This window comes from Plantibacter sp. RU18 (assembly GCF_050613355.1).
Classification (GTDB): Bacteria; Actinomycetota; Actinomycetes; order Actinomycetales; family Microbacteriaceae; genus Plantibacter.
This window is the reverse complement of the sequence record NZ_CP159618.1, coordinates 2,952,476-2,975,287: the sequence shown is the minus strand read 5'-3', so window position 1 is coordinate 2,975,287 and position 22,812 is coordinate 2,952,476. Positions and strand designations below refer to the sequence as shown.

Sequence of the window (22,812 nt, the reverse complement as noted above, 5' to 3'; positions counted from 1 at the left end):
TGCCCCGTTGAGGGGGATCATCGCCGCGGGTGCAAGATGGTGCACATTGGCCTGCGCGCCTTCCGTTCCGGATCGGGGCGGCTGCGCGCATGAACACGTCACGAAAGGTGGATCTCGATGAGTTCCAGAACACAGGGTCCGAAGCGCCGAAGCGGGTTGATCCTCGCAGGCGTCTCGATCGTCGCCCTTGCATTGACCGCGTGCACCGGCGGTACCTCCGGTAGCGGCTCCAGTTCCTCGGCGACCGCTGCCTTGTCCAGCACAGGATGGGAGCGCGCAGACCGCGAGGCGATCGCCGACGGCGGCACGTTGAACCTCGCTGTCGACTCGATCCCGGCGAACTGGAACCTCAACAACCTGGATGCCGGAACGGTCGACGACCAGTTCCTGACGAACATCTACACCGCGGCCTACGTCAACATCAAGGAAGACGGCACGTGGGAAGCGAACCCCGACTACGCGACGTCGATCGAACTCACGAGTGACGACCCGCAGACCGTCGAGATCAAGATCAACCCGGAAGCTGTGTGGTCCGACGGCACCGCCATGAGCGCTGATGACTTCATCGCGACGTGGCAGTCCATGAACGGAACCAACGAGGCGTACGCGCCCGTCGCGACGAACGTCTGGGAGGACATCGCCTCCATCGCCGCCGGCGACAGCCCGCAGGACGTCATCATCACCTTTGCGAAGAAGAACGCCGACTGGCCATCGATCCTCGGCAACATCTGGCCGAAGTGGCTCGGTGCGACGCCGGAGGCCTTCAACACGCTCTGGGCCACCGGCCCCTACGCGGCCGACGGCACCACCTACGTCTCCGGTGGACCGTTCATCGTGTCGAAGATCGACGCGACCGGACAGGTCGTCACGTTCGAGAAGAACCCGACATGGTGGGGGGACGCGCCGAAGCTCGACACGATCATCTTCAAGGCCGTCTCGCGTGCAGGTCTCGCCCAGGCGTTCGCCAACAATGAGCTCGATCTCATCAACCTCTATCTGAATGCCGACAACTTCCAGACGGCGAAGAAGCGGAGCGACGCGGAGATCCAGAGCTCGCTCAGCCCGTCCTACCGTCACCTCACCCTCAACGGCACGAGTGCCGTCTTCGAGGATGACCAGGTCCGTCAGGCGTTCGGGAAGTCGATCAACCGTGAGGTCATCGCGCAGGCGCGTCTCGCTGGCGTCGAGGCGCCGGCGACGCTCCTCAACAACTTGATCTTCCAGCCGGGACAGAACGGCTATGAGGATGACGCGGACAAGGTCATCGGCTACGACCCCGAGGCCGCCAAGAAGCAGCTCGAAGACGCCGGCTGGACCGGCGACGGTGTGCGCGAGAAGGACGGCGAGAAGCTCACCGTGCGATTCGTGATCCCGTCCGACAACCCGAACTCCTCCGAGGTCGCACAGCAGGTGCAGGCGCAGGCGAAGGAGACCGGGTTCGACGTGACGATCGACACCGTCCCGTCCGACGACTTCTTCACGAAGTACATCACCACCGAGACGCGCGACTTCGACGTCACGTACTTCGCCTGGCAGGGTACGCCGTTCCCGATCTCGAGCGTCAAGTCGATCTACTACCCGGCCGACTCGGGGCAGAACTACCCCGGCGTGACGGACGACAGCCTCGGTGACGCGTTCGACGCGGCCAACGCGGAGCTCGACCCGGACACGCGTCTCGACCTGGCGAAGGACATCGACAAGAAGCTGGTCGGCCTCGCGACCACGCTGCCGATCTTCCCGGAGCCGTTCGTGTACGGCGTCAAGACCGGCCTCGTGAACTACGGTCCTGCGCAGTTCGAGACGATCGACTGGAAGAACGTGGGTTGGAAGTCGGAGTGATGATCTCCTGAACACCAGACGGGCATCGGCGGAATTCCGCCGGTGCCCGTCGTCGTTCAGCCGGAGGACAGCTCGCCTGCGGTATGATGGCCCGTCGGCACCATCGTGCCCGAATCCCATCCACTTGAAGGAAGCCACCCTTTTATGGCGCTCGCCACTCGTTCCGATCTGCGCAATGTCGCGATCGTGGCCCACGTTGACCACGGCAAGACCACTCTCGTCGACGCCATGCTGCGACAGACCAACTCATTCGCCGAACACGCCCACCTCGAAGAACGCGCCATGGACTCGAACGAGCTCGAGCGCGAAAAGGGCATCACCATCCTCGCCAAGAACACGGCGATCTCCTACAAGGGAGAGCACGCGACCGACGGCCCGATCACGATCAACGTGATCGACACCCCGGGCCACGCCGACTTCGGTGGTGAGGTCGAGCGCGGCCTGTCCATGGTCGACGGTGTCGTGCTCCTCGTCGACGCCTCCGAGGGACCCCTCCCGCAGACCCGTTTCGTGCTCCGCAAGGCGCTCGAGGCGAAGCTGCCCGTCATCCTCCTGGTCAACAAGACCGACCGTCCCGATGCTCGCATCGACGAGGTCGTCGTGGAGAGCCAGGATCTCCTCATCGGTCTCGCCAGCGACATGGTCGACGACGTCCCCGACCTCGACCTCGACGCCGTCCTCGACGTGCCCGTCGTCTACGCCTCCGGCAAGGCCGGCCGCGCCTCGGCCAACAAGCCCGAGAACGGCGAGCTGCCCGACAGCGAAGACCTCGAGCCGCTGTTCGCAGCGATCCTCGAGCACATCCCGGCACCGCAGTACGACGACGAGCACCCGCTGCAGGCGCACGTCACGAACCTCGACGCCTCCCCGTTCCTCGGCCGCCTCGCGCTCCTGCGCATCTTCAACGGCACGCTGAAGAAGGGTCAGACGGTCGCCTGGGTCCGTCACGACGGCGACGTGCACAACGTCCGCGTCACCGAGCTCATGATCACGAAGGCCCTCGACCGGTACCCGGCCGAGAGTGCCGGCCCGGGCGATATCGTCGCCGTCGCCGGTTTCGCCGACATCATGATCGGTGACACCCTGGCCGACCCCGAGGACGTCCGCGCCCTCCCGGCCATCTCGGTCGACGATCCGGCCATCTCGATGACCATCGGTACCAACACCTCGCCGCTCATGGGCAAGGTCAAGGGACACAAGCTCACCGCCCGCATGGTCAAGGACCGCCTCGACCGCGAGCTCATCGGTAACGTCTCGCTCAAGGTCCTCGACATCGGTCGCCCCGACGCCTGGGAGGTCCAGGGGCGTGGAGAACTCGCGCTCGCCATCCTCGTCGAGCAGATGCGTCGCGAGGGCTACGAGCTCACCGTCGGCAAGCCGCAGGTGGTCACGAAGCGCGTCGACGGCAAGGTCCACGAGCCGTACGAGCACCTCACGATCGACGCACCCGAGGAGCACCTCGGCGCGATCACGCAACTCCTCGCCGCTCGCAAGGGCCGCATGGAGAACATGGCGAACCACGGCACCGGCTGGGTCCGGATGGAGTTCATCGTTCCGTCGCGTGGCCTCATCGGGTTCCGTTCCGAGTTCCTCACCGCGACGCGCGGTACCGGTATCGCCAACGCGCTCGCGCACGGCTACGGCGAGTGGGCCGGTTCGATCGTCACCCGGAACAACGGCTCGATCGTCGCCGACCGCTCCGGCGTCGTCACCCCGTTCGCTATCATCGCTCTCCAGGAGCGCATGTCCTTCTTCGTGCAGCCCACGGAAGAGGTCTACGAGGGCATGGTCATCGGCGAGAACTCGCGCAACGACGACATGGACGTCAACATCACCAAGGAGAAGAAGCTGACCAACATGCGTCAGTCCTCTGCCGACAACTTCGAGTCGATGACGCCGCCGCGCGTCCTCACGCTCGAGGAGAGCCTCGAGTTCGCCCGCGAGGACGAGTGCGTCGAGGTCACGCCCGACCACGTGCGTATCCGCAAGGTCGAGCTGGACGCTCAGGCGCGCCAGCGCAGCTACTCGCGTCTCAAGAAGCAGTCCGAGTAGTCTCACTCCTCGTTGCAGCGCGATGCCCGGTCTTCTCACGAAGGCCGGGCATCGTCGCGTCCGGGGGGTTCGTCTCACAGGGAGCCCATACGTGCGGCCGCTAGCGTTGGAACCATGCGCCGACCTGCCACCCTCGCCCTGCTGGCCGCCCTCGTCCTCGCCCCGACGCTCGCCGGATGCAGCGTCGTCGAGTCCACCGTGAAGGGCTCGATCGAGCAGGGCATCCGCGATGCCACCGGGGGTGACTTCGACGTCAACCTCGACGAGGGTCTCCCGGACGGCTATCCCGCCGAGGCGGTGCCGGTGGTCGAGGGGACGATCAACGGCGGACGCGGCACGGTCGACGGCAAGGAGACCTTCGTCGTCACCGTGCAGGCGACCGACGCGGCCACGGCGGCCAAGGACGCGCTCGTCGCCGCCGGATTCACGATCGATGGGGAGATCGCGAACGGCGACGGCTCCATCGTCGACGCTGTCGACGACCGCCTACGACGTGAAGCTCGTCGCCTCGCCGGACAACATCCTCTACACGGTGACAGTCAAGTAGCACTTCGACAAGCTCAGTGACCGGGGGAGTGAGGTCTCCGACTTCTGCCCGGTCCCCGGGTTCCGCCGGTCCCCGAGTCTGTCGAGGGGCCTACACGAAGAGCGTCTCGCCCACCCATCCGCCTTCGCTTGCGCCGGGTGGGACGGCGAAGATCGCCGAGCCGACGTGCTTGATGTACTCGTTCAGGGCGTCGGTCGCGAGGGCGCGCTGCACGTCGATGAACTGCTGCGGCGACCGCTGGTAGGAGATGAAGAACAGTCCCGCGTTGAGGCGTCCCAGGTCGTCGTTGCCGTCGACGAAGTTGTACCCCCGGCGGAGGAGCTTCGTGCCCTTGAGCTGCGTCGGGTGCGCGAGTCGCACGTGGGCGTCGGTGTCGATGAGTGGCGCATCGGTCGCGCCGACGGCGTGGAAGTCCGGTTCGGTGAACTCCTTGCCGCCCGAGAGCGGAGCGCCCTCGCCCTTGCTGCGGCCGATGACGCGTTCCTGCTCCTCGAGCCGGGTACGGTCCCAGGTCTCGATGATCATGCGGATCTTCCGCACCACGAGGAAGGAACCGCCAGTGAGCCAGGCTGCGTCATCGTCAGGCTGCACCCAGACCTGAGCGTCGACGGTCTTCGTCTCCTCGGACTTGATGTTGGCGGTACCGTCCTTGAAGCCGAAGAGATTGCGCGGGGTGACCTGGCTCGTCGACGTCGACGAGGTGCGCCCGAAGCCGAGCTGGGACCAGCGGATCGAGGCGCGTCCGAAGGCGATCCGGCTGAGGTTCCGGATGGCGTGCACCGCGACCTGCGGGTCGTCGGCACAGGCCTGGATGCAGAGGTCGCCGCCGGTCAGTCCGGCCTGCAGGTTGTCGCCGGAGAACCGCGGGAGTTTCTCGAGTGCTGTGGGCCGGCGATCGGCGATGCCGAAGCGGTCGGTGCCGTCCTCCGCCGTGAACAGCGTCGGACCGAATCCGAAGGTGATCGTCAGACCGCTCGCGGGGAGCCCGAGTGCCTCACCGGTGTCGACCGGAGGCGCGAGCGGTGAGCCGTCGATGGCCCCGCCCTCGGCGACCTCGAGACCACGCGTCATCCGCTCGGCGGCGACGCTCCAGTCCTGGAGCAGTTCGATCAGTTCGTCTCGTGTCGTCCGGGACGACAGGTCGTAGGCGGCGAAGTGCAGGCGGTCCTGTGCCGGGGTGGTGATGCCGGCCTGATGCTCGCCCGCGAAGGGGTACACGATGCTGACCCCGGTGCCGTTGCTCGAAGCTGCCGCCGCCGTGATGGCAGCAGTCGCCCCGGCGCCGACGGCGAGCCCGGCGGCTCCCGCGCCGGCGAGTCCGAAGAGCGCACGTCTGGACAGCCGCGGACGTGTCTGCTGTAGCTCGACGGCTCCTGTGTCGTGGGAGGGCTGCTCGGACGGCTCGGGGCTCGCATCCGTGTTCTGCTCGGTCATCGGACCTCATGGTAGTCAGTGCGGCTGGAAGACTGCGGGGCCGGTACAGCACGGATCGCTCCGTGCCGCACCGACCCTGGTCGCCGCTGGTGGTGGGTGGTGCTGCGCGGACTACTCGGCGACGCCGAGGACCGTGTGGGTGAGCTGTGAGAGCGGCTCGGAGAGGGCGTTGACCTGGTCGGACAGTTCCTTGCGCTGGGCTTCCGTGACGGTGCTGTAGTCGACGAAACCGCTGTCGAGGCTGCCGTAGGACGCAAGCAGGTCCTGCAACGCGGTGAACTCGGTCTCGATCTGACCGACGAGCTTCGTGCCCGCGTCGCCCTTGCTCGCGGCGATGTCCTTGACGTTGCCGAACGCGACTTCGGCGCCCTGCACATTCGCGGCGAAGTCGTAGAGGTCGGTGTGCGACCACCAGTCCTCTTCACCGGAGATCTTGCCGACGGCCACCTCGTCGAGCAGGCCGATGGCACCATTCGAGATGTCGCCGAGGCTCACGGTGAAGTCCTTCTCCGAGACGAGGTCGAAGAGCGTCTGCACGTCGTCGACGAGGCCAGTGGCGAACTCCTGGCGCTGTGCGGTGGTGGAGGGGGTCCAATCGAGGAGTGCGCTCGTGCCGTCCGAGTTCAGGGCGTCGGGTGTCGGCGCCCAGAGGTCCTTCTCGATCCGGTGGAAGCCAGTCCAGTCGAGGCCTTCGGCGACGGCGTCGACCTCGCGGTAGTCGATCTTCGGGTCGAGGTCGCCGAACGCCTCTGCGGTGGGCTCGATGCGCTCGTAGGAGACCCGTGTCGTCGCGAACAGCTTGCGCGCGGTCTCGTCGTCGCCAGCGGCGTAAGCGTCGGTGAACGCCTTGACCTGCGGGACGAGCTCGGCGACCTGGGACTTGATGTACGCGACGTAGTTCGTGACGGCGAGGTCGGTGAGCTCCTGCTCATCGTCGGAGACGGCAGCGGTCTCACCGGTGACGGTGAACTCGGCCAGGCCGATCGGTGCGCCGACGAGCTGGAACTTGCAGGCCGTGTAGTACGTGCCCGGGTTCAGCTGTGCCACGTAGGAGACCGTCTGACCCGGGGTCACGTTCTCCTTCTCGCCGACGATGCGGAGCTTGTCCTCGGCGAGGATCTCGAACTCGTTGACGTCGGTGCCGTTGTTGGTGATCGAGAACGTCACGGCGCCCGCAGTCGTCGTCGAGGCGGAGACGATGCAGGAGTCGTCTGCGACGTCGACCGTGAGCGCTTCCGCGCCGGTGTTGTTCGGTACGCAGCCGGTCAGCGCGAGGGCGATGACGCCTGCGCCGGCGAGGCCGGTGATGATGCGGTGCTGCATGGATGCTCCTGTCGGATGTGCTGCTGCTGGCTGTGTGATGGGGTGCTCGGTCAGGCGTCCGCGGTCGTGCGGACCGCGACTGACGCCGGGCGGCGTTTCAGACCGGCGACGCGGATGAAGCAGATGAGGGTGACGACGAGGTAGACGAGCCAGGCGCCGAACTGCGCCCAGGTCGGCGCCGGTGTGAAGTTGAAGAGTCCGCCGAGGACGGTCCCGTACCAGCTGGTGGGTGGGACGAGCGATCTGAGGTCGAAGGCCGCCTGGCCCCAACCGGGGATGACGCCGGCCTCCTGGAGGTCGCCGACGCCATAGGCGAGCACGCCGGCAGCGACGACGACCAGGAACAAGCCGGTCCACGTGAAGAAGGTGCCGAGGTTGATCCGGACGAATCCGCGGTAGATCAGATAGGAGATGACGACCGAGGTCAGGATGCCGAGCAGCGCCCCGACCGAGCCGATGAGTGCGTTCTCTCCTGAGTTCACACTCGCCCAGATGAACAGGGCCGTCTCGATGCCCTCGCGACCGACGCTGATGAAGCCGAGGATCACGATGCCGATCGCGGATCCCGCGACCGCGGCGTCGAGGCGGGAGTGGAGATCGTGCTTCAGTTCACGCGCATTTCGACCCATCCAGAAGATCATCCAGGTGACGAGTCCGACTGCGAGGATCGAGAGGCCGCCTCCGAGGATCTCCTGCGCCTGGAAGCTCAAGCCGTACGGACCCCAGGTGAGGATCGCGCCGACGCCGAGCGAGACGACGATCGCGAGCGTGACACCGAGCCAGAGGCGGAGCAGGACGTCGCGGCGGCCGAGCTTGTTCAAGTAGGCGACGAGGATGCCGACGATGAGACCGGCTTCGAGGCCTTCGCGGAGGCCGATGAGGTAGTTCGCGAGCACGTGACCGGGCTTTCGGGCGTCGAGCAGGCGGTCACCGCGGGGGAGGCCGCCGTCTGCTGTGGGGATATGGAGCATCCGAGGGCGCGCCGGGCGAGGACCGTGGTCCGGGCGGGGCGCTGCGATCATCGGAACGCGGTTGGTAAGGCTAACCTTGGCCTGTTCGACCATAGCCGCTGATGCCGAGGGTGTCCAGCTACAATCGGCGGATGACCGATCCGGCCTTCCGCCCCGCCCCCGCAGACGTCGTCCCCGTCGGAGACGAGCGCTGGTTCCCGCCCGTGCAGCGCGACGAGGGTCCCCACGAGCAGACCCTCGCCTCCCGCATCATCGGGGTCGTCCTGGCCTTCCTCGTCGGCGTCGCGTACGGGGCGATCGGCACGGTGGCGCACGCGTGGGCACCCTCGGTCCTGGGCATGGCGATTCCGTTCGGCCTCGTGCTCGGCATCCTCGGCGTCGGCATGCTGCTCCTCGGCTTGCGGATCGTGCTCGGGAGCCGTCTGCCTGCGGCCGCAGCTGCGTTCGGGATGATCCTCATGATCGGCATCCTCCTCATGGAGAGCACGGGCGGTTCGGTGCTCATCCCGCAGGGCCCGGCGGGCCTGGTCTGGACGATCGCACCAGGGCTTATCGCCGTGCTCGTGATCGCCTGGCCGAAGTTGCCGGAACGTCGCGTTCAGCAGCCCGGCGTCGGTGCTGAGGGCGCGTCCGAGGCGCAGGTCTCACCGCTCCCGCGGGCGTAGACTGGGTCGTCAGTGCTCGTGAAGGGAGCCACCCGCCTGTGACCTACGTGATCGCCCTGCCGTGTGTCGATGTGAAGGACCGTGCCTGCATCGACGAATGCCCCGTCGACTGCATCTACGAGGGTGAACGCTCGCTCTACATCCACCCCGACGAATGCGTCGACTGCGGTGCATGCGAGCCGGTCTGCCCAGTCGAGGCGATCTACTACGAGGACGACCTGCCCGAGGAATGGGCCGACTACTACAAGGCCAACGTCGAGTTCTTCGACGAGATCGGTTCACCCGGCGGCGCCGCGAAGATCGGTGTCATCCCCTCGGACCACGCGCTCATCGCTGCGCTGCCACCGCAGTCGCACGAGTAAGGCCGTGGCACTGCAGCAGCTGCCCGACTACCCCTGGGACCTCATGGCCCCGTATGCGGAGCAGGCGCGCCGCCACCCCGACGGCATCGTCGACCTGTCGATCGGTTCGCCGGTCGATCCGACTCCTGCGCTCATCCGCGATGCGCTGTGCGCCGCGACGGATGCTCACGCCTACCCGACCACCGTCGGTACCCCGGAGCTGCGTCAGGCGATCGTGGACTGGTTCGAGCGGCGACGCGGCGTCGAGGGTCTGACGCTCGCGTCCGTCCTCCCGACCATCGGTTCCAAGGAACTCGTGGCGTTTTTGGCCTTCCTGCTCGGCCTCGGCGACGGGGACGTCGTCGTCCATCCGGTCGCCGCCTACCCGACGTATGCGGTCGGGGCCGCTCTCGCGGGTGCGAGGGCGTTCGCGTCGGACGACCCGGCCGAGTGGCCCGAGAACACGCGCCTCGTCTGGCTGAACTCTCCCGGCAATCCCGACGGTCGGGTGTTGTCGGTCGACGAGCTGCGTGCCGCTCGGCGACGGGCGAGGGAAGTCGGTGCCGTCCTTGTCAGCGACGAATGCTATGCCGAGCTCGGTTGGGAGGGTGAGTGGGCGGACACCCCGACCCCGTCGGTCCTCGATCCTCGCGTCACCGACGGTGACCACAGCGGTCTGCTCGCGATCTACTCGCTCAGCAAGCAGTCGAACCTGGCCGGCTACCGCGCCGCGTTCCTCGCCGGCGACGAGTCGCTCGTGAGTCGTCTCGTGACGGTCCGGAAACATGCGGGCCTGATGCTGCCTGCGCCGCTCCAGGCTGCCATGGTGGTGGCCCTCGGCGACGACGAGCACGTCGCCGAACAGAAGGCGCTCTACCGGGCTCGGCGCGCGGTGCTCCTGCCCGCAGTGCGCGAGGCCGGATTCCGGGTCGATCGGAGCGAAGCCGGCCTGTACTTCTGGGTCACGGAGGGGAGGGACGCCTGGGCGACGATCGAGCGTCTCGCCGCTGTCGGTATCCTCGTGGGCCCTGGGGTCTTCTACGGCGAGCACTCGCCACAGCACGTCAGAGTGTCGCTGACGGCAAGCGACGAGCGCATCCAGGCCGCGGTCCACCGCCTCAGCGCCTTGCCTCAGCTTCGGGATTAACTCCAAGGAAGTCGACGTATTGCTGTGGGAAACGACAGTGGGGTGCGGAGCCGATTAGGCTGTATGTGACACGCCGTCGTATCGGAGGGTGCTGTCCAGTCCCTATCGCACAAAGATATGAGGAGGCGCCGTGGGCGACGTCGAGAACCAGGCTTCCACTGACACGCAGCAGGTCACCCTGAATTACCCGGGCGGAACAGCCGCTTTCCCGATCCACCCGGCGGCCCAGGGCGCGTCGAGCATCGACATCTCGTCGCTCACGCGCCAGACCGGACTCACGACGCTCGACTACGGGTTCGTCAACACCTCGGCGACGAAGTCGGCGATCACCTACATCGACGGCGACCAGGGCATCCTGCGCTACCGCGGGTACCCGATCGAGCAGCTGGCGAAGCAGTCGACCTTCCTCGAAGTCGCCTGGCTCCTGATCCACGGCGAACTGCCGACGGCAGACGAGCTGGGCGGATTCGACGAGAAGATCCGTCGTCACACCCTCCTGCACGAAGACCTCAAGCGGTTCTTCTCCGCCCTGCCGCACACGGCGCACCCGATGGCGGTGCTGTCGAGCGCGTTGCAGGCGATGTCCACGTACTACGAATCGGACACGGACCCGCACGATCCGGACCACGTCGAGCTCACCACGGTGCGGATGCTCGCGAAGCTCCCGGTCATCGCGGCGTACGCGCACAAGAAGTCGGTCGGACAGGCGTTCCTGTATCCCGACAACTCGCTGAGCTTCGTCGACAACTTCCTGAAGCTCAACTTCGGCAACCTCGCTGAGCCGTACGAGATCGACCCGGTCCTGTCGAAGGCACTCGATCTCCTGCTCATCCTGCACGAGGACCACGAGCAGAACGCCTCGACCTCGACGGTCCGTCTCGTCGGCTCGACGGGTGCGAACCTCTACGCCTCAGTGTCCGCCGGGATCAACGCACTGTCCGGCCCACTCCACGGTGGTGCGAACGAGGCGGTCCTGCAGATGCTCGGCCGCATCCAGGAGTCCGGCGAGGGTGTCCAGCGCTTCGTCGACCGCGTGAAGAACAAGGAAGACGGCGTGAAGCTCATGGGCTTCGGGCACCGCGTCTACAAGAACTACGACCCGCGCGCCAAGCTTGTCAAGGAGAGCGCGGGCGAGGTCCTCCGCGCACTCGGCATCAACGACCCCCTGCTCGACCTCGCTCAGGAGCTGGAGCAGATCGCACTCGAGGACGACTACTTCAAGGAGCGCAAGCTCTACCCGAACGTCGACTTCTACACGGGGGTCATCTACAAGGCGATGGGCTTCCCGACACGGATGTTCACAGTGCTGTTCGCGATCGGGCGTCTGCCCGGTTGGATCGCGCACTGGCGCGAGATGAACCTCGACCCGCAGACGAAGATCGGCCGCCCGCAGCAGCTGTACACGGGTTCGCCAGAGCGCCAGTTCCCGACGCGATAGCGCGGGCACGTCGACAGGCTCAGCGACCGGGCTTCGGTGGCCGCACCGGACCGTTCGGTTTCTGAGCCTGTCGGCGGGCGGGTCAGGCGTGCAGTGCGGCGTTCAACTCGACGCCCGAGCCGCTGCGGGGGAGGACCTCGACGGCACCCGTGAGCGAGTTGCGACGGAAGAGCAGGTTCGGTACGCCGGACAGCTCGACGGCCTTGACGGTGCGTGGTGCGCCTTCAGCGGTCGCGGCCGCCCCGGCGAGGACGACCTTGGTTCCGGCCGTCACGTACAGCCCGGCCTCGACGACGGTGTCGTCTCCGATCGAGATGCCGATCCCGGAGTTGGCGCCGAGGAGCGCGCGCTGGCCGATGGCGACGCGCTGCGTACCGCCACCGGAGAGCGTGCCCATGATGGACGCGCCGCCACCGATGTCGCTCCCGTCGCCGACGACGACGCCTTGCGAGATGCGACCCTCGACCATGGAGGCGCCGAGCGTCCCTGCATTGAAGTTCACGAAGCCCTCATGCATGACGGTGGTGCCGGGCGCGAGGTGCGCGCCGAGGCGCACGCGGGAGGCGTCTGCGATGCGCACCTTGTCCGGGGTGACGTAGTCGAGGAGACGCGGGAACTTGTCGATACCCGTCGCGTGGATGCCGGCGCGGAGGAGCGCGGGACGCAGCCGGTCGAAGTCTGCCGGGTGGACCGGGCCCGCGTTCGTCCAGACGACGATCGGCAGGTGACCGAAGACGCCGTCAAGCGAGATGCTGTTGGGTGCCACGAGCAGGTGGCTGAGGAGGTGGAGTCGCAGGTAGGCGTCCGGCGTGCTCGTCGGGGCCGCCTGCAGCTCGATCTCGACGGTGACGATGTCGATGCGGACGGCACGACGGGCGTCGTCCGTGGCGAGTGACTCGAGCTCGGCGGGGGCGATCCAACGATCCCGGCCCTCGGGGATCCGGCCGAGCGACGGCTCGGGGTACCAGGTGTCGAGCACGGAGCCGTCGGCGGCGATCGTGGCGAGGCCGTAGCCCCAGGCATGGGTCGGGACTGGGACTTCGGCGGGCTCAGCGTTCATGGCTCCAGGGTACCGGCGAATACACTGGAGCCATGCCAGCCGACGTCCCTGTACTCGATCTGTCCGTCTCGTCGGTGGAGCTCACGCAGCGCCTCTGCGACATCGCCTCCGTGTCGGGTGAGGAAGCCGTGATCGCCGACACGATCGAGGCGTCGCTGCAGGGTCTCGGACACCTGACGATCGTGCGCGACGGCGACACGATCGTCGCATCCACCTCGCTCGGGCGCGCTCAACGGGTCATCATCGCGGGGCACATCGACACGGTCCCGATCAACGGCAACGTGCCGACACGGTTCGAGGAGCACGACGGTGTTCCCACCCTGTGGGGGCGCGGTACCGTCGACATGAAGGGCGGAGTCGCGGTGCAGCTCAAACTCGCCGCAGCACTCACGGACCCGATCGTCGACATCACCTGGATGTGGTACGACAACGAGGAGGTCGCGTCCGATCTCAACGGTCTCGGCCGTCTGGCCGGCAACCGCCCCGATCTCTTCGTCGGTGACTTCGCGATCCTTGGTGAACCGAGCAACGCGGGCGTCGAAGGCGGATGCAACGGCACCCTGCGAGTGAACGTGACCGCGACGGGCAAGCGCTCGCACTCGGCCCGCAGCTGGGTCGGTTCCAACGCCATCCACGCGATCTCCCCGGTGCTCGCCACGCTCGCCGGATACGCGCCTCGAGAGGTCGATGTCGACGGACTCGTGTACCGCGAGGGCGTCAACGCCGTCCGGATCACCGGCGGGGTCGCCGGCAACGTGATCCCCGACCTCGTGACCGTCGAGGTCAACTACCGCTTCGCGCCGAGTCGGACGGGGGCAGAGGCCCTCGCGCATCTGCGGGAGCTCTTCGAGGGTTTCGAGGTCGTCCAGACGGATGTCGCCGAGGGTGCGCGGCCCGGGCTCGACGCGCCGATCGCGCAGGAGTTCCTCGCCGCCGTGGGCGGTACCCCTGCTCCGAAGTACGGCTGGACGGACGTCGCGCGCTTCTCCGCGCTCGGTGTGCCGGCGGTCAACTACGGCCCTGGGGACCCGCTGTTGGCCCACGCTGACGATGAACGGGTGCCACTCGCCCAGATCGAGGAATGCGAACGTGGGTTGCGTGCCTGGTTGAGCGGCCAGGGTGAGCGCTGACGCCGCGCCCTCGACCGAGGTCGGCGAACGGCGGTCCGTGCTCCGCCGCTGGGTGAGCCTGCCGTGGTGGGGTCGGGTGGCCATCGTGTACCTGCTCTCACGGCTCGTCACGACCCTCATGTTCGCGGTCGTGAGCGGTCTCCAGGCCGCCGACTCCAGATTCGGGGCGTTCCCGTCGCTCGGCACGCTCTTCGCCGGATGGGACGGCCAGTGGTACTGGTGGATCGCCAGCTACGGCTACCCGACGCAGATCCCGCTCGATGACGCCGGACGGGTGGCCGAGAACGCCTGGGCGTTCATGCCGGTGTACCCGGGCGTCGTGAACGCCGTCGCGGTCGTCACCTTCCTGCCGTGGCCCGCTGCCGCGGTGATCGTCTCGCTGCTCTGCGGGCTCGGGACAGCACTCCTGTTCTACCGCCTGATGCGGACGAGGCTGCCCGGTGGCACGGCGATGTTCGCCGTCGTCCTGCTCTGCGTGGCACCGCTCAGCGCGATGTTCCAACTGGCGTACGCGGAGTCCATGTTCCTCCTGCTGCTCACGCTCGCACTGCTCCTGCTGGTGAGGAGGCGCTACGGCTGGTTGCTCGCGGTGATCCCCGTGATGGCGTTCACCCGCCCAGGCGTCCTGGCGTTCGCGCTGCTGCTCGGACTGCATCTCATCGTGCGTGTGGTGACGAGGCGACGCGACCCGCTGGCCCGACGTGAGGTCCTCCTGGTCCTCGCAGGCGGGGCCTTGGCCGCCGTCGCAGGATTCGCGTGGATGGTCATCGCGGGAATCGTCACCGGCAGACCGGACGCCTACCTCCAGACCGAACTCGCCTGGCGGGCTGCATTCATCGGGGAGCAGCCGCTCGTGCCCTTCTCCGCCTGGATCCAAGGCGGGATCTTCTGGTTCGGCCAGCCACTCGGCATCGTGATCGTCGCACTGGTCTTCGCGGGGTCGGCCGCCATGCTCTTCCTGCCGGCGGTGCGTCGACTCGGCGTCGACCTCCGGCTCTGGGTGGCGTCGTATCTGCTGTACCTGTTCGCCGTCTTCTTCCCGCAGACGAGCGTGTTCCGTCTGCTCGTTCCGGTCTTCCCGATGCTCGGGGCGATCGCCGTGCCTCGCAGCCGGTGGTACCGCTCGGCAGTGGTGATCGTGTCCCTGGCGCTGCAATGGTGCTGGATCTACCTCATGTACGGCCTCGCAAACGCCTACTGGACCATCCCGTGAGGGCTGATTCCGCACGTCATCCTGCGCCTCGCCGTGCTGAGGATTATCACGACCCCGTGTGATACGAGATAATGGGGGTCAGTCGAACAACGAGAGGGGACTCGCATGGCCGCAATGAAGCCACGCACCGGAGACGGGCCAATGGAGGCCGTGAAGGAGGGTCGGCTCATCATCGTGCGAGTGCCTCTTGAAGGGGGAGGGCGCCTCGTCGTGTCGGTCAACGACGCAGAGGCTCAAGAACTCCATGATGCGCTGGCGGGTGTGGTGAGCGCGGGCTGAGCCCCGTCACCGACTCATCACGAGCCGACGAACCGGCCGCCCTCCCTGCTGATGCAGGGGTGGCGGCCGGTTCGCGTTGAAGCCGCTCAGCGTGTGGTCGAGCGGCGTCGCGCCGTCAGACGCCGAGCTTGGTGATCTGCAGGAGGCCGTCGCCGACCGGGGAGACAGCACTGACGACCGCGTCCGATGCGGAGATCTCCTGAACGAGGGAACGGAAGAGTCCCGTCGTCTCATCACGTTGCGCCGGGTCCGAGACGCGCCCGCGCCACAGCGCGTGCGGGACGAGGACGGTGCCTCCGGGGCGGACGAGTCGCAGGCCGTGCTCGACGTATTCGATGACGGATCCGGGGTCGCCGTCGATGAAGACGAGGTCGTAGGAGTTCTCGTTCATCCGCGGCAGCACATCGAGCGCGCTGCCGGCGATGAGGCGAACGCGATTCGGGGCGATGCCGGCCTCGTTGAACACCGTGCGAGCCTGCTGCTGGTGGACCATCTCGGTGTCGATGGAGGTGAGCACAGCGTTCGTGGCGCCGCGAAGCATCCACAACCCGGACACGCCGGTGCCCGTGCCGACCTCGACGATCGACTCAGCGCCGGTCGCGGCGGCGATCACCGCGAGCTGCGCACCGATGGCCGGAGCGACAGCCTCGACGCCCAGTTCGTGGGCGTGAGCGCGCGCGGCGAGCACCGCCGAGCTCTCGACGACGACATCGCCGACGTACTTCCAGTTGCGATCATGTTCTGACACCTTGCCTCCGGATGACAGCGTATGGCCTGTGACTGCTCCGACACTCGAGGCTCGCGCGGTAGTCTGATCTCGTGTTCGGTCTGACCTTCGACAAACTCCTCATCATCGGGGTCATCGCTGTGTTCCTGCTCGGTCCCGAACGCCTGCCCTACTACGCGTCGCAGCTGGCGAGGCTCGTCCGCTCCCTGCGTGATCTCGCCTCCGGTGCGAAGGACCGCATGCGGGAGGAGATGGGCCCGGAGTTCGACGACGTCGACTGGAAGAAGCTCGATCCGCGTCAGTACGACCCCCGGCGCATCATCCGCGAGGCGCTCCTCGACGACGAGGCGCCGGCCGTACCGACCACGACGGCGTCGACGGCTCCGCTCGCCGCTGCGGGCGCCGCTGCGATCGCCTCAGGTACGGCCACAGGCCCGGCGGCGCCGTCCGCAGCCGACGACCGCTTGCGCCGACTCGCCGCGGGGGAGATTGCGCCGCCTCCATACGACCTCGAAGCCACGTGAGCAGAGACGCCGCCTGAGCCGGCCGATCGGCCCGAGCGTCTCAGGTCCTGGTGACGCCGAGTCGCCTGCCCGCGAGCCCTCGCGGGCGTGAGGCGAGCTGGTCGGCGACGCGGAGGATCGCCTGTGCAGCAGGGTCCTCCGGGTGGGAGAGCACGACCGGTACGCCGGCGTCCCCGCCCTCGCGAAGCGCGATACTGAGCGGCACGGATGCGAGCAGCGGGACCGGAGCCGGCTGGCCGACCGACAGGCTCTCCGCCAGGGTCTTGCCGCCACCCTCGCCGAACAGCGCCAGGAGGCTGCCGTCCGGTTGGGCGAGCCCGGCCATGTTCTCGATGACGCCGTAGACACGTTGACCCGTCTGGCGGGCGACGACCCCACTGCGTTCGGCGACCTCGGCGGCCGCAGGCTGCGGCGTCGTCACGACGAGCACCTCCGCGTGGGGCAGCAGCTGGCCGATCGAGATGGCGACATCGCCGGTGCCCGGCGGGAGATCGAGCAGGAGGACGTCGAGGTCGCCGAAGAACACGTCGGTCAAGAACTGCTGGATGGTCCGGTGGAGCATCGGACCTCGCCACGCGACCGCGACGGCACGACGGCCGTCTGTCGGCGCCTCGACGAACATCCCGATCGAGACGACCTTCACATCGTGGGCGATCGGCGGCAGGATCATGTCGCCGACCTGCGTCGGCTTCTCGGCGAAACCGTCGTGCACGAGCCCGAGCAGGCCGGGGATCGAGAAGCCGTGGACGTCGGCATCGATGAGTCCGACCCGGAGCCCTCGAGCCGCCAGGGCGACCGCGAGGTTCGCGGTCACGGTCGACTTACCGACGCCGCCCTTGCCGCTCGTCACCGCATAGACGCGGGTCAGCGAGTCGGGTCCGAACGGGATGCCCCGAGCAGCCTTGCCGCCACGGAGTCTCTCGGTCAGCGCCTGACGTTCGGCGGTCGACATGACCTGCACGTCGACCGACACCGCAGTCACACCGAGTGTGTCCGCCGCGGCCCTCCGCACGTCGCGTTCGATGCTGCTCGCGGCCGGGCAACCGACGATCGTCAATTTGATGACGATGTCCGCTACGCCAGCCTCATCGACGGAGACCTCGCCGACCATGTCCAGCTCGGTGATGGGTTTCCGGATCTCGGGGTCGATGACCCGGGAAAGCGATGCTCGGATCCGGTCGGCGACGCTCGTCTCAACCACGCCGGCGCTCGGCCCCGTCGCCGTCGGTCTGCTCGGTGTGATCGCGGTCGAGCTCTTCCAACAGGGAGCGGAGTTCGGCCCTGATGAAGTCCTTCGACGCCATGTCCTTCAGTGCAAGACGGAGTGCGACGACCTCGCGTGCCAGGTATTCGGTGTCAGCGAGGTTCCGCTCGGAGCGCTGGCGGTCCTGTTCGATCTGCACCCGGTCGCGGTCGTCCTGACGGTTCTGGGCGAGCAGGATGAGGGGCGCGGCGTACGACGCCTGGAGCGAGAGTACGAGCGTCAGTGCGATGAATCCGATGTCGACCGAGTCGAACCGCAGGGAGATCGGTCCGTAGGTGTTCCAGCCGATCCAGAGGATGACGAACATGGTGAGCCCGAGCAGGAACCAGGGGGTTCCCATCGCACGGGCGATCCACTCCGTGAATCGGCCGAAGCGGTCGCGGGATGCGGGAGCCCGGACGGACCGGACCGAACCTCGAAGCCCTTTGGGAGCGTCGAGCCGGACCTCATTGCGGGGAGCTCGTGCCACGACCTGCCCTCCTTCCGTTCATCCCGGTCTGTGCGCCTGAGGCGGGGAGCTCGTCGTTCTCATCGATACTCCGCCAGTCGTCTGGGAGGAGATAGTCGAGCACGTCGTCGATCGTCACCACCCCGAGGAGTCGATGCTGCTCGTCGACGACCGGCACCTGGACGAGGTTGTAGCTCGCGAGGATTCGGGAGACCTCGGCGGCGGAGGTACGGACGCCGACCGGGTCGAGGCTCTGATCGAGCAGAGTGCCGAGGCGTTCATGCGGCGGGTAGCGCAGCATGCGCTGGAAGTGCACCATCCCGAGGAACCGGCCCGTTGGCGATTCGTAGGGCGGCAGCGTGATGCAGACACCGGCTGCGAGGGCAGGGGCGAGCTCTGAGCGCCTGATCGACGCAAGGGCTTCGGCGACGGTCGCGTCCGCCGACAGGATGATCGGCTCGGTCGTCATGAGACCACCGGCGGTCTCGGGGTCGAAACGCAGGAGCATGCGCACGTCCTCGGCCTCTTCCGGCTCCATGAGTTCTAAGAGGTGCTCGCCTCGGTCCTCGGGCAGCTGGGCGATGAGGTCTGCAGCGTCGTCGGGTTGCATCTGGTCGAGGACGTCGGCCGCGCGATCGTCGTCGAGCTGGGCGAGGATGTTGACCTGGTCGCTCTCCGGCATCTCCTCGAGCACATCGGCGAGGCGATCGTCCGACAGCTCCCCGGCGACCTCGATCATGCGTTCCTGTGGGAGATCGAGCAGGGTGTTCGCCAGGTCGGCCGGTTTGAGGTCGGAGTAGGTCGCGATGAGCTGCTCGGCGGACTGTGCCTCACCGACCTCCTGCTCCTCGCGGAGCTCGTTCCAGGTGGCGAAGGTGGTCGGGCCCTTCACGAACGGCGATGCGGTCGTCTTCGGACGACGCACGAACAGCTGGGACACCTGCCATTCGCCTGGCCCCTGCTCCTCGATCGCGACGTCTTCGATCGTCGCCTCCTCGCCGCTGGAGCGGAAGACGACACGGCGACCGAAGAGCTCGGCGATGACCCGGACCTCACCGCCGCGCTGCTCGAAGCGGCGCACGTTGATGAGGCCCGTCGTGATGATCTGACCGGCGCCGATGCTCGTCACCCGACCGATCGAGACGAAGACGCGCCGTTTGCCCGGGATCTCCACGATGAGTCCGACGACGCGCGGGGATTTGCCGGTCCGGTAGACGACCAGCACATCTCGGACCTTGCCGACACGATCGCCCGCGGGGTCGAAGACGGTGCACCCGGCAAGCCTGGCGACGAACACTCTGGTGGCACTCACGGGTACCAATCTACCCGCCGCCGACCACCGGGGCGGTTGTCAGGGCGGGGATGAGAAGATGGGGGCATGAGTGATCCCCGACAGTTCGCCCGGAAGGGCGCCCCCGCGCTCGGCACCATCCCGCGAGGTGAGACAGTGGCGAGCTACGAGAGCTACGAGTCGGCACGAGCCGCGATCTCATCGCTCGCGCACACCGACTTCCCGGTCAAGGAGATCTCGATCGTCGGCAGCGACCTCAAGAGCGTCGAGCGGGTGACCGGTCGACTGAGCTATGGCCGGGCAGCCGGCGCCGGCGCCGTCAGCGGAGCTTGGCTCGGACTGTTCCTCGGACTCGTGCTCGTGATCTTCAACCCGGAGACGAATCTCGTGCTGCTCGGCGCGGCCGTGCTCATGGGTGCGGCCTTCGGCATGCTGTTCGGCATCGTGTCGTTCTCCATCACCCGGAAGCGCCAGGAGTACTCGTCGGCGACGCTCGTGGTCGCGACGCGATACGACCTCATCGTCGGGGGCGAATTGGCGAACCGCGCACGAAACCTCCTGGAGCGTGTGCCGGAGCCGAACACGGAGTAGTCGCAGCGTTCGCAGTCTCCTCCGGTCCGGCTCCGTCCAGCGCGATTCAGCGGGCGAGCCAGGCTTCGACCTCATCAGCCGTGCGAGGGATGCCGGCGGAGAGGTTCTCGGCGCCGTCGGCCGTGACGAGGATGTCGTCCTCGATGCGCACACCGATGCCGCGGTACTCCTCCGGGACGGTGAGGTCGTCGAGCTGGAAGTAGAGACCAGGCTCGATCGTGAACACCATGCCCGGCTCGATCACGGCGTCGGCGTACATCTCGCGCCTCGCCTGTGCGCAGTCGTGCACATCAGTGCCGAGGTGGTGGCTCGTCCCGTGCACCATGTAGCGGCGGTGCTGCTCGTTCTCCTTCTGGAGGGCTTCCTCGGCCGTCACCGGGAGCAACCCCCACTCGGCCGTCTTGCGAGCGATGACGGCCATCGCGGCAGCGTGGACGTCTTTGAACCGGATGCCGGGACGGACGATGGAGAACGCCTCGTCGGCTGCCTCTCGGACGGCTTCGTACACACGACGCTGGACCTCGGTGAAGGTCCCGGAGGCGGGAATCGTCCGGGTGATGTCGGCGGTGTAGTAGCTGTCGAGCTCGACGCCGGCGTCGATGAGGATGAGGTCGCCAGGCAGCACGCGTCCGTCGTTGCGCGTCCAGTGCAGGATGCAGGCGTGCGGACCGGCCGCTGCGATGGTCTCATAGCCGACGCCGTTGCCGTCTGCCCGTGCGCGGCCCGCGAAGACGCCCTCGACGATGCGTTCTCCGCGGGTGTGCGCGATCACCCGCGGCAGCTCGGCGACCACGTCGTCGAAGCCTCGAGCGGTCGCGTCGACCGCGAGGCGCATCTGGTCGATCTCGTAGGCGTCCTTCACGAGGCGCATCTCCGAGACGACGCGCGTGAGGTCGGCATCGATGTCCACGGCGAGATCGTCCGCTCCCACGACGAAGGCGTCGAGGTCGGCGGTGGCGACGCCGAGGTCGGCGGCCACCTGCGCGAGCGAGGGACGGGGACCGATCCAGAACTCGCCGATCGCTGCGTTGGTGTAGAACTCGTCGGTGTCGCGTCCGGCGCGCTCACGGAAGTGCAGTGTCGCGTCGTGCCCGGTAGCCGTCGGGTCCAGGACGAGGACGCTGTCCGGCTCGGAATCGGCTGCCCAGCCCGTGAAGTACGAGAACGCGGAGTGCGCCCGGTAGAGGTAGTCGGTGTCGTTGGAGCGCTGTTTCATGCCGCCGGCGGGGAGGACGAGGCGCTTGCCGGGGAACTCTGCAGACAGCCGTTCGCGACGTGCCGCTGCGAGTGCCGCGGTCGCACGGAGCGCGGGTAGGACCTCTGGACGCTCGGCCCATCCGGTCCCGATGAACGCCCGGAACCCCTCGGACCAGGCTGCGGCCCGGTTGGACGTGGCCGTGGCCTGGACGGTGTTCGTACTTGATTCATCTGCGGAAGTCGCCATGGTTCCATTGTGGCACCGCGAGCTGGATGCCCGCCCGTCGGTCAGCCCGCGGTGCGGGGGAGGAGGGTTGCGACGACCGGTCTGTGATCGCTGCCGCTCCCATCGAACTCGGTGAGGACCCGTGCGGCGATCGTGACCCAGCCGGGCGTCGCCATGACGTGGTCGATCGGGGCGCCGAGCATCGCCGGCAGCTGGACCGGCCAGGTGCCGAGCCCGGCGACCGCATCTGCCGCGGAGGCGTCCTGGCAGCTCCCGAGGTCGCCGGAACCGCGGAGCGGTGCGAGGTGGTCGAGGGTGGCGTTGAAGTCACCGGCGAGGATCATGTCGGCGTTCCCTGCGCACAGCGCCGCGAGGTCTGCGAGTTCCGCCCGCCAGGAACTCAGACGGCTCGGCAGCGGAGCAGTCGTATGGACGGCGACGATGACCGGTCCGTCGCCGAGCACGGGAGCGGCGACCAGGGTCTCTGAGCGCTCGAGTGCGGTCGGTGATGCGGGTTCCACCGGGCGAAGGGCGTATTCGCCCAGACCGGTGCTGACGAGCAGGCTCGTGGCGTTCGGACCCGGACCATTCGAGTGCGAGACCATCGGACGGCCTGCCGCCGTCATCGCGGCCGCGGTCGAGCGCGCGGTGTCCGCCGATGTCTCCGGCAGTGAGACGATGTCGGCGCCCTCACGGATGGCGATCGCTGCGATCGTCCCAGGGTCGACACCGTCGCGGAACGTGTTCCAGGTGAGGACGGTGACCTGGCCGACGAGATCGGTCGACTCGCCGGCGGAGCGCCGATCGTCGATGCCTCGACCCGCGGTGACGACAGCCCCCGTCACGGAGATGCCGGCCAGCACCGCGCTCAGGATGAGCGGGAGGACGCGCAGCGAGCCGCGACGGGTGATCGCGGCGATGAGGCAGCCGATCGCGAGTGCAGCGGCGGCGATCGAACCCAGTGCACGGAAGGCGCTGAGCTGGGTGACGCCCTGCGCCTGCTCCAGGCCGAACACCTGCGGGACCACGGCCACTGCGAGAACGGCCGTGCTCGCGATCGTGAGCACGATCACGACGACGCGGCCCGTGGTCTTCAACATTCGCG

At 67.6% G+C, this 22,812-nt stretch carries 22 protein-coding genes; 12 read left to right on the top strand and 10 right to left on the bottom strand.

Annotated elements, in window-relative coordinates; genetic code table 11:
• The first annotated feature begins 117 nt into the window (after positions 1-117).
• From ABMA10_RS14275 to ABMA10_RS14265, 3 genes are all read left to right on the top strand, one after another.
• Positions 118-1,839 carry an ABC transporter family substrate-binding protein gene (locus ABMA10_RS14275; protein WP_347870499.1) on the top strand — a complete coding sequence of 574 codons (1,722 nt, stop codon included), beginning with the start codon at positions 118-120 and terminating at the stop codon, positions 1,837-1,839.
• Positions 1,840-1,983: 144 nt separating this feature from the next.
• On the top strand, positions 1,984-3,891 hold the full coding sequence (gene typA / locus ABMA10_RS14270; protein WP_347870498.1) for a translational GTPase TypA: 1,908 nt from the start codon (positions 1,984-1,986) through the stop codon (positions 3,889-3,891).
• Between the two features lie 114 nt (positions 3,892-4,005).
• On the top strand, positions 4,006-4,458 hold the full coding sequence (locus tag ABMA10_RS14265) for a hypothetical protein (protein WP_347870497.1): 453 nt from the start codon (positions 4,006-4,008) through the stop codon (positions 4,456-4,458).
• Positions 4,459-4,528: 70 nt separating this feature from the next.
• On the opposite strand, the gene efeB is transcribed toward ABMA10_RS14265, so the two are convergent.
• The 3 genes from efeB to efeU all read right to left on the bottom strand — a co-directional run bounded on the left by efeB (position 4,529) and on the right by efeU (position 8,217).
• Complete coding sequence (efeB, locus tag ABMA10_RS14260; protein WP_347870496.1) at positions 4,529-5,872, bottom strand: iron uptake transporter deferrochelatase/peroxidase subunit; 1,344 nt, start codon at positions 5,870-5,872, stop codon at positions 4,529-4,531.
• Between the two features lie 111 nt (positions 5,873-5,983).
• Positions 5,984-7,195 carry an iron uptake system protein EfeO gene (efeO, locus tag ABMA10_RS14255; protein ID WP_347870495.1) on the bottom strand — a complete coding sequence of 404 codons (1,212 nt, stop codon included), beginning with the start codon at positions 7,193-7,195 and terminating at the stop codon, positions 5,984-5,986.
• A gap of 50 nt (positions 7,196-7,245) precedes the next feature.
• The gene (gene efeU, locus ABMA10_RS14250; protein ID WP_431030639.1) at positions 7,246-8,217 is read right to left on the bottom strand and encodes an iron uptake transporter permease EfeU; all 972 of its coding nucleotides are present in this window, start codon (positions 8,215-8,217) and stop codon (positions 7,246-7,248) included.
• Positions 8,218-8,297: 80 nt separating this feature from the next.
• Between efeU and ABMA10_RS14245 the strand changes: the two genes are divergently transcribed.
• From ABMA10_RS14245 to ABMA10_RS14230, 4 genes are all read left to right on the top strand, one after another.
• Positions 8,298-8,831 (top strand): hypothetical protein, encoded by a 534-nt coding sequence (locus ABMA10_RS14245; protein ID WP_347870493.1) that lies wholly within the window; start codon positions 8,298-8,300, stop codon positions 8,829-8,831.
• A gap of 38 nt (positions 8,832-8,869) precedes the next feature.
• The gene (gene fdxA / locus ABMA10_RS14240; protein WP_431030638.1) at positions 8,870-9,193 is read left to right on the top strand and encodes a ferredoxin; all 324 of its coding nucleotides are present in this window, start codon (positions 8,870-8,872) and stop codon (positions 9,191-9,193) included.
• Between the two features lie 4 nt (positions 9,194-9,197).
• Positions 9,198-10,319, top strand: a complete 1,122-nt coding sequence (dapC, locus tag ABMA10_RS14235) for a succinyldiaminopimelate transaminase (protein WP_431030637.1) — start codon at positions 9,198-9,200, stop codon at positions 10,317-10,319.
• 130 nt (positions 10,320-10,449) lie between these two features.
• Entirely contained in the window at positions 10,450-11,757 is a 1,308-nt protein-coding gene (locus ABMA10_RS14230) for a citrate synthase (protein ID WP_414693577.1), read from the top strand.
• An 82-nt stretch (positions 11,758-11,839) separates the two neighbouring features.
• Here ABMA10_RS14230 and dapD read toward each other — a convergent pair whose 3' ends face one another.
• The gene (dapD, locus tag ABMA10_RS14225; RefSeq protein WP_347866502.1) at positions 11,840-12,817 is read right to left on the bottom strand and encodes a 2,3,4,5-tetrahydropyridine-2,6-dicarboxylate N-succinyltransferase; all 978 of its coding nucleotides are present in this window, start codon (positions 12,815-12,817) and stop codon (positions 11,840-11,842) included.
• Between the two features lie 32 nt (positions 12,818-12,849).
• Here dapD and dapE point away from each other — a divergent pair, with 32 nt between their 5' ends.
• The 3 genes from dapE (at position 12,850) to ABMA10_RS14210 (ending at position 15,439) form a co-directional block, all read left to right on the top strand.
• Positions 12,850-13,947, top strand: coding sequence for a succinyl-diaminopimelate desuccinylase (gene dapE, locus ABMA10_RS14220; RefSeq protein WP_431030636.1), 1,098 nt, complete (start codon positions 12,850-12,852; stop codon positions 13,945-13,947).
• Positions 13,937-15,160 carry a hypothetical protein gene (locus ABMA10_RS14215; RefSeq protein WP_347866504.1) on the top strand — a complete coding sequence of 408 codons (1,224 nt, stop codon included), beginning with the start codon at positions 13,937-13,939 and terminating at the stop codon, positions 15,158-15,160. Before dapE ends, ABMA10_RS14215 begins: the two co-directional genes overlap by 11 nt.
• Before the next feature lie 105 nt (positions 15,161-15,265).
• Positions 15,266-15,439 (top strand): DUF3117 domain-containing protein, encoded by a 174-nt coding sequence (locus tag ABMA10_RS14210; protein ID WP_079002123.1) that lies wholly within the window; start codon positions 15,266-15,268, stop codon positions 15,437-15,439.
• A gap of 115 nt (positions 15,440-15,554) precedes the next feature.
• Here the strand turns inward: ABMA10_RS14210 and ABMA10_RS14205 are convergent, their stop codons facing one another.
• Positions 15,555-16,187 (bottom strand): O-methyltransferase, encoded by a 633-nt coding sequence (locus ABMA10_RS14205; RefSeq protein ID WP_347866505.1) that lies wholly within the window; start codon positions 16,185-16,187, stop codon positions 15,555-15,557.
• A 71-nt stretch (positions 16,188-16,258) separates the two neighbouring features.
• Here ABMA10_RS14205 and ABMA10_RS14200 point away from each other — a divergent pair, with 71 nt between their 5' ends.
• Entirely contained in the window at positions 16,259-16,690 is a 432-nt protein-coding gene (locus tag ABMA10_RS14200) for a Sec-independent protein translocase TatB (protein ID WP_347866506.1), read from the top strand.
• Positions 16,691-16,730: 40 nt separating this feature from the next.
• Here ABMA10_RS14200 and ABMA10_RS14195 read toward each other — a convergent pair whose 3' ends face one another.
• From ABMA10_RS14195 to ABMA10_RS14185, 3 genes are read right to left on the bottom strand one after another with little or no spacing between them, the layout of a single operon-like run.
• Positions 16,731-17,891, bottom strand: coding sequence for an Mrp/NBP35 family ATP-binding protein (locus ABMA10_RS14195; RefSeq protein WP_347866507.1), 1,161 nt, complete (start codon positions 17,889-17,891; stop codon positions 16,731-16,733).
• A complete protein-coding gene (locus ABMA10_RS14190) occupies positions 17,884-18,423 on the bottom strand; it encodes a DUF1003 domain-containing protein (RefSeq protein WP_347866508.1) in 540 nt (179 codons plus the stop codon). Before ABMA10_RS14190 ends, ABMA10_RS14195 begins: the two co-directional genes overlap by 8 nt.
• Positions 18,401-19,714, bottom strand: coding sequence for a magnesium transporter MgtE N-terminal domain-containing protein (locus tag ABMA10_RS14185; protein ID WP_347866509.1), 1,314 nt, complete (start codon positions 19,712-19,714; stop codon positions 18,401-18,403). The genes ABMA10_RS14190 and ABMA10_RS14185 overlap by 23 nt, the downstream gene beginning before the upstream one ends.
• Positions 19,715-19,780: 66 nt before the next feature.
• Here ABMA10_RS14185 and ABMA10_RS14180 point away from each other — a divergent pair, with 66 nt between their 5' ends.
• Entirely contained in the window at positions 19,781-20,284 is a 504-nt protein-coding gene (locus ABMA10_RS14180) for a general stress protein (protein ID WP_431030635.1), read from the top strand.
• 46 nt (positions 20,285-20,330) lie between these two features.
• Here ABMA10_RS14180 and ABMA10_RS14175 read toward each other — a convergent pair whose 3' ends face one another.
• A complete protein-coding gene (locus tag ABMA10_RS14175) occupies positions 20,331-21,728 on the bottom strand; it encodes an aminopeptidase P family protein (RefSeq protein ID WP_431030634.1) in 1,398 nt (465 codons plus the stop codon).
• Positions 21,729-21,769: 41 nt separating this feature from the next.
• On the bottom strand, positions 21,770-22,807 hold the full coding sequence (locus ABMA10_RS14170; RefSeq protein WP_347866512.1) for an endonuclease/exonuclease/phosphatase family protein: 1,038 nt from the start codon (positions 22,805-22,807) through the stop codon (positions 21,770-21,772).
• Positions 22,808-22,812 lie beyond the last annotated feature (5 nt).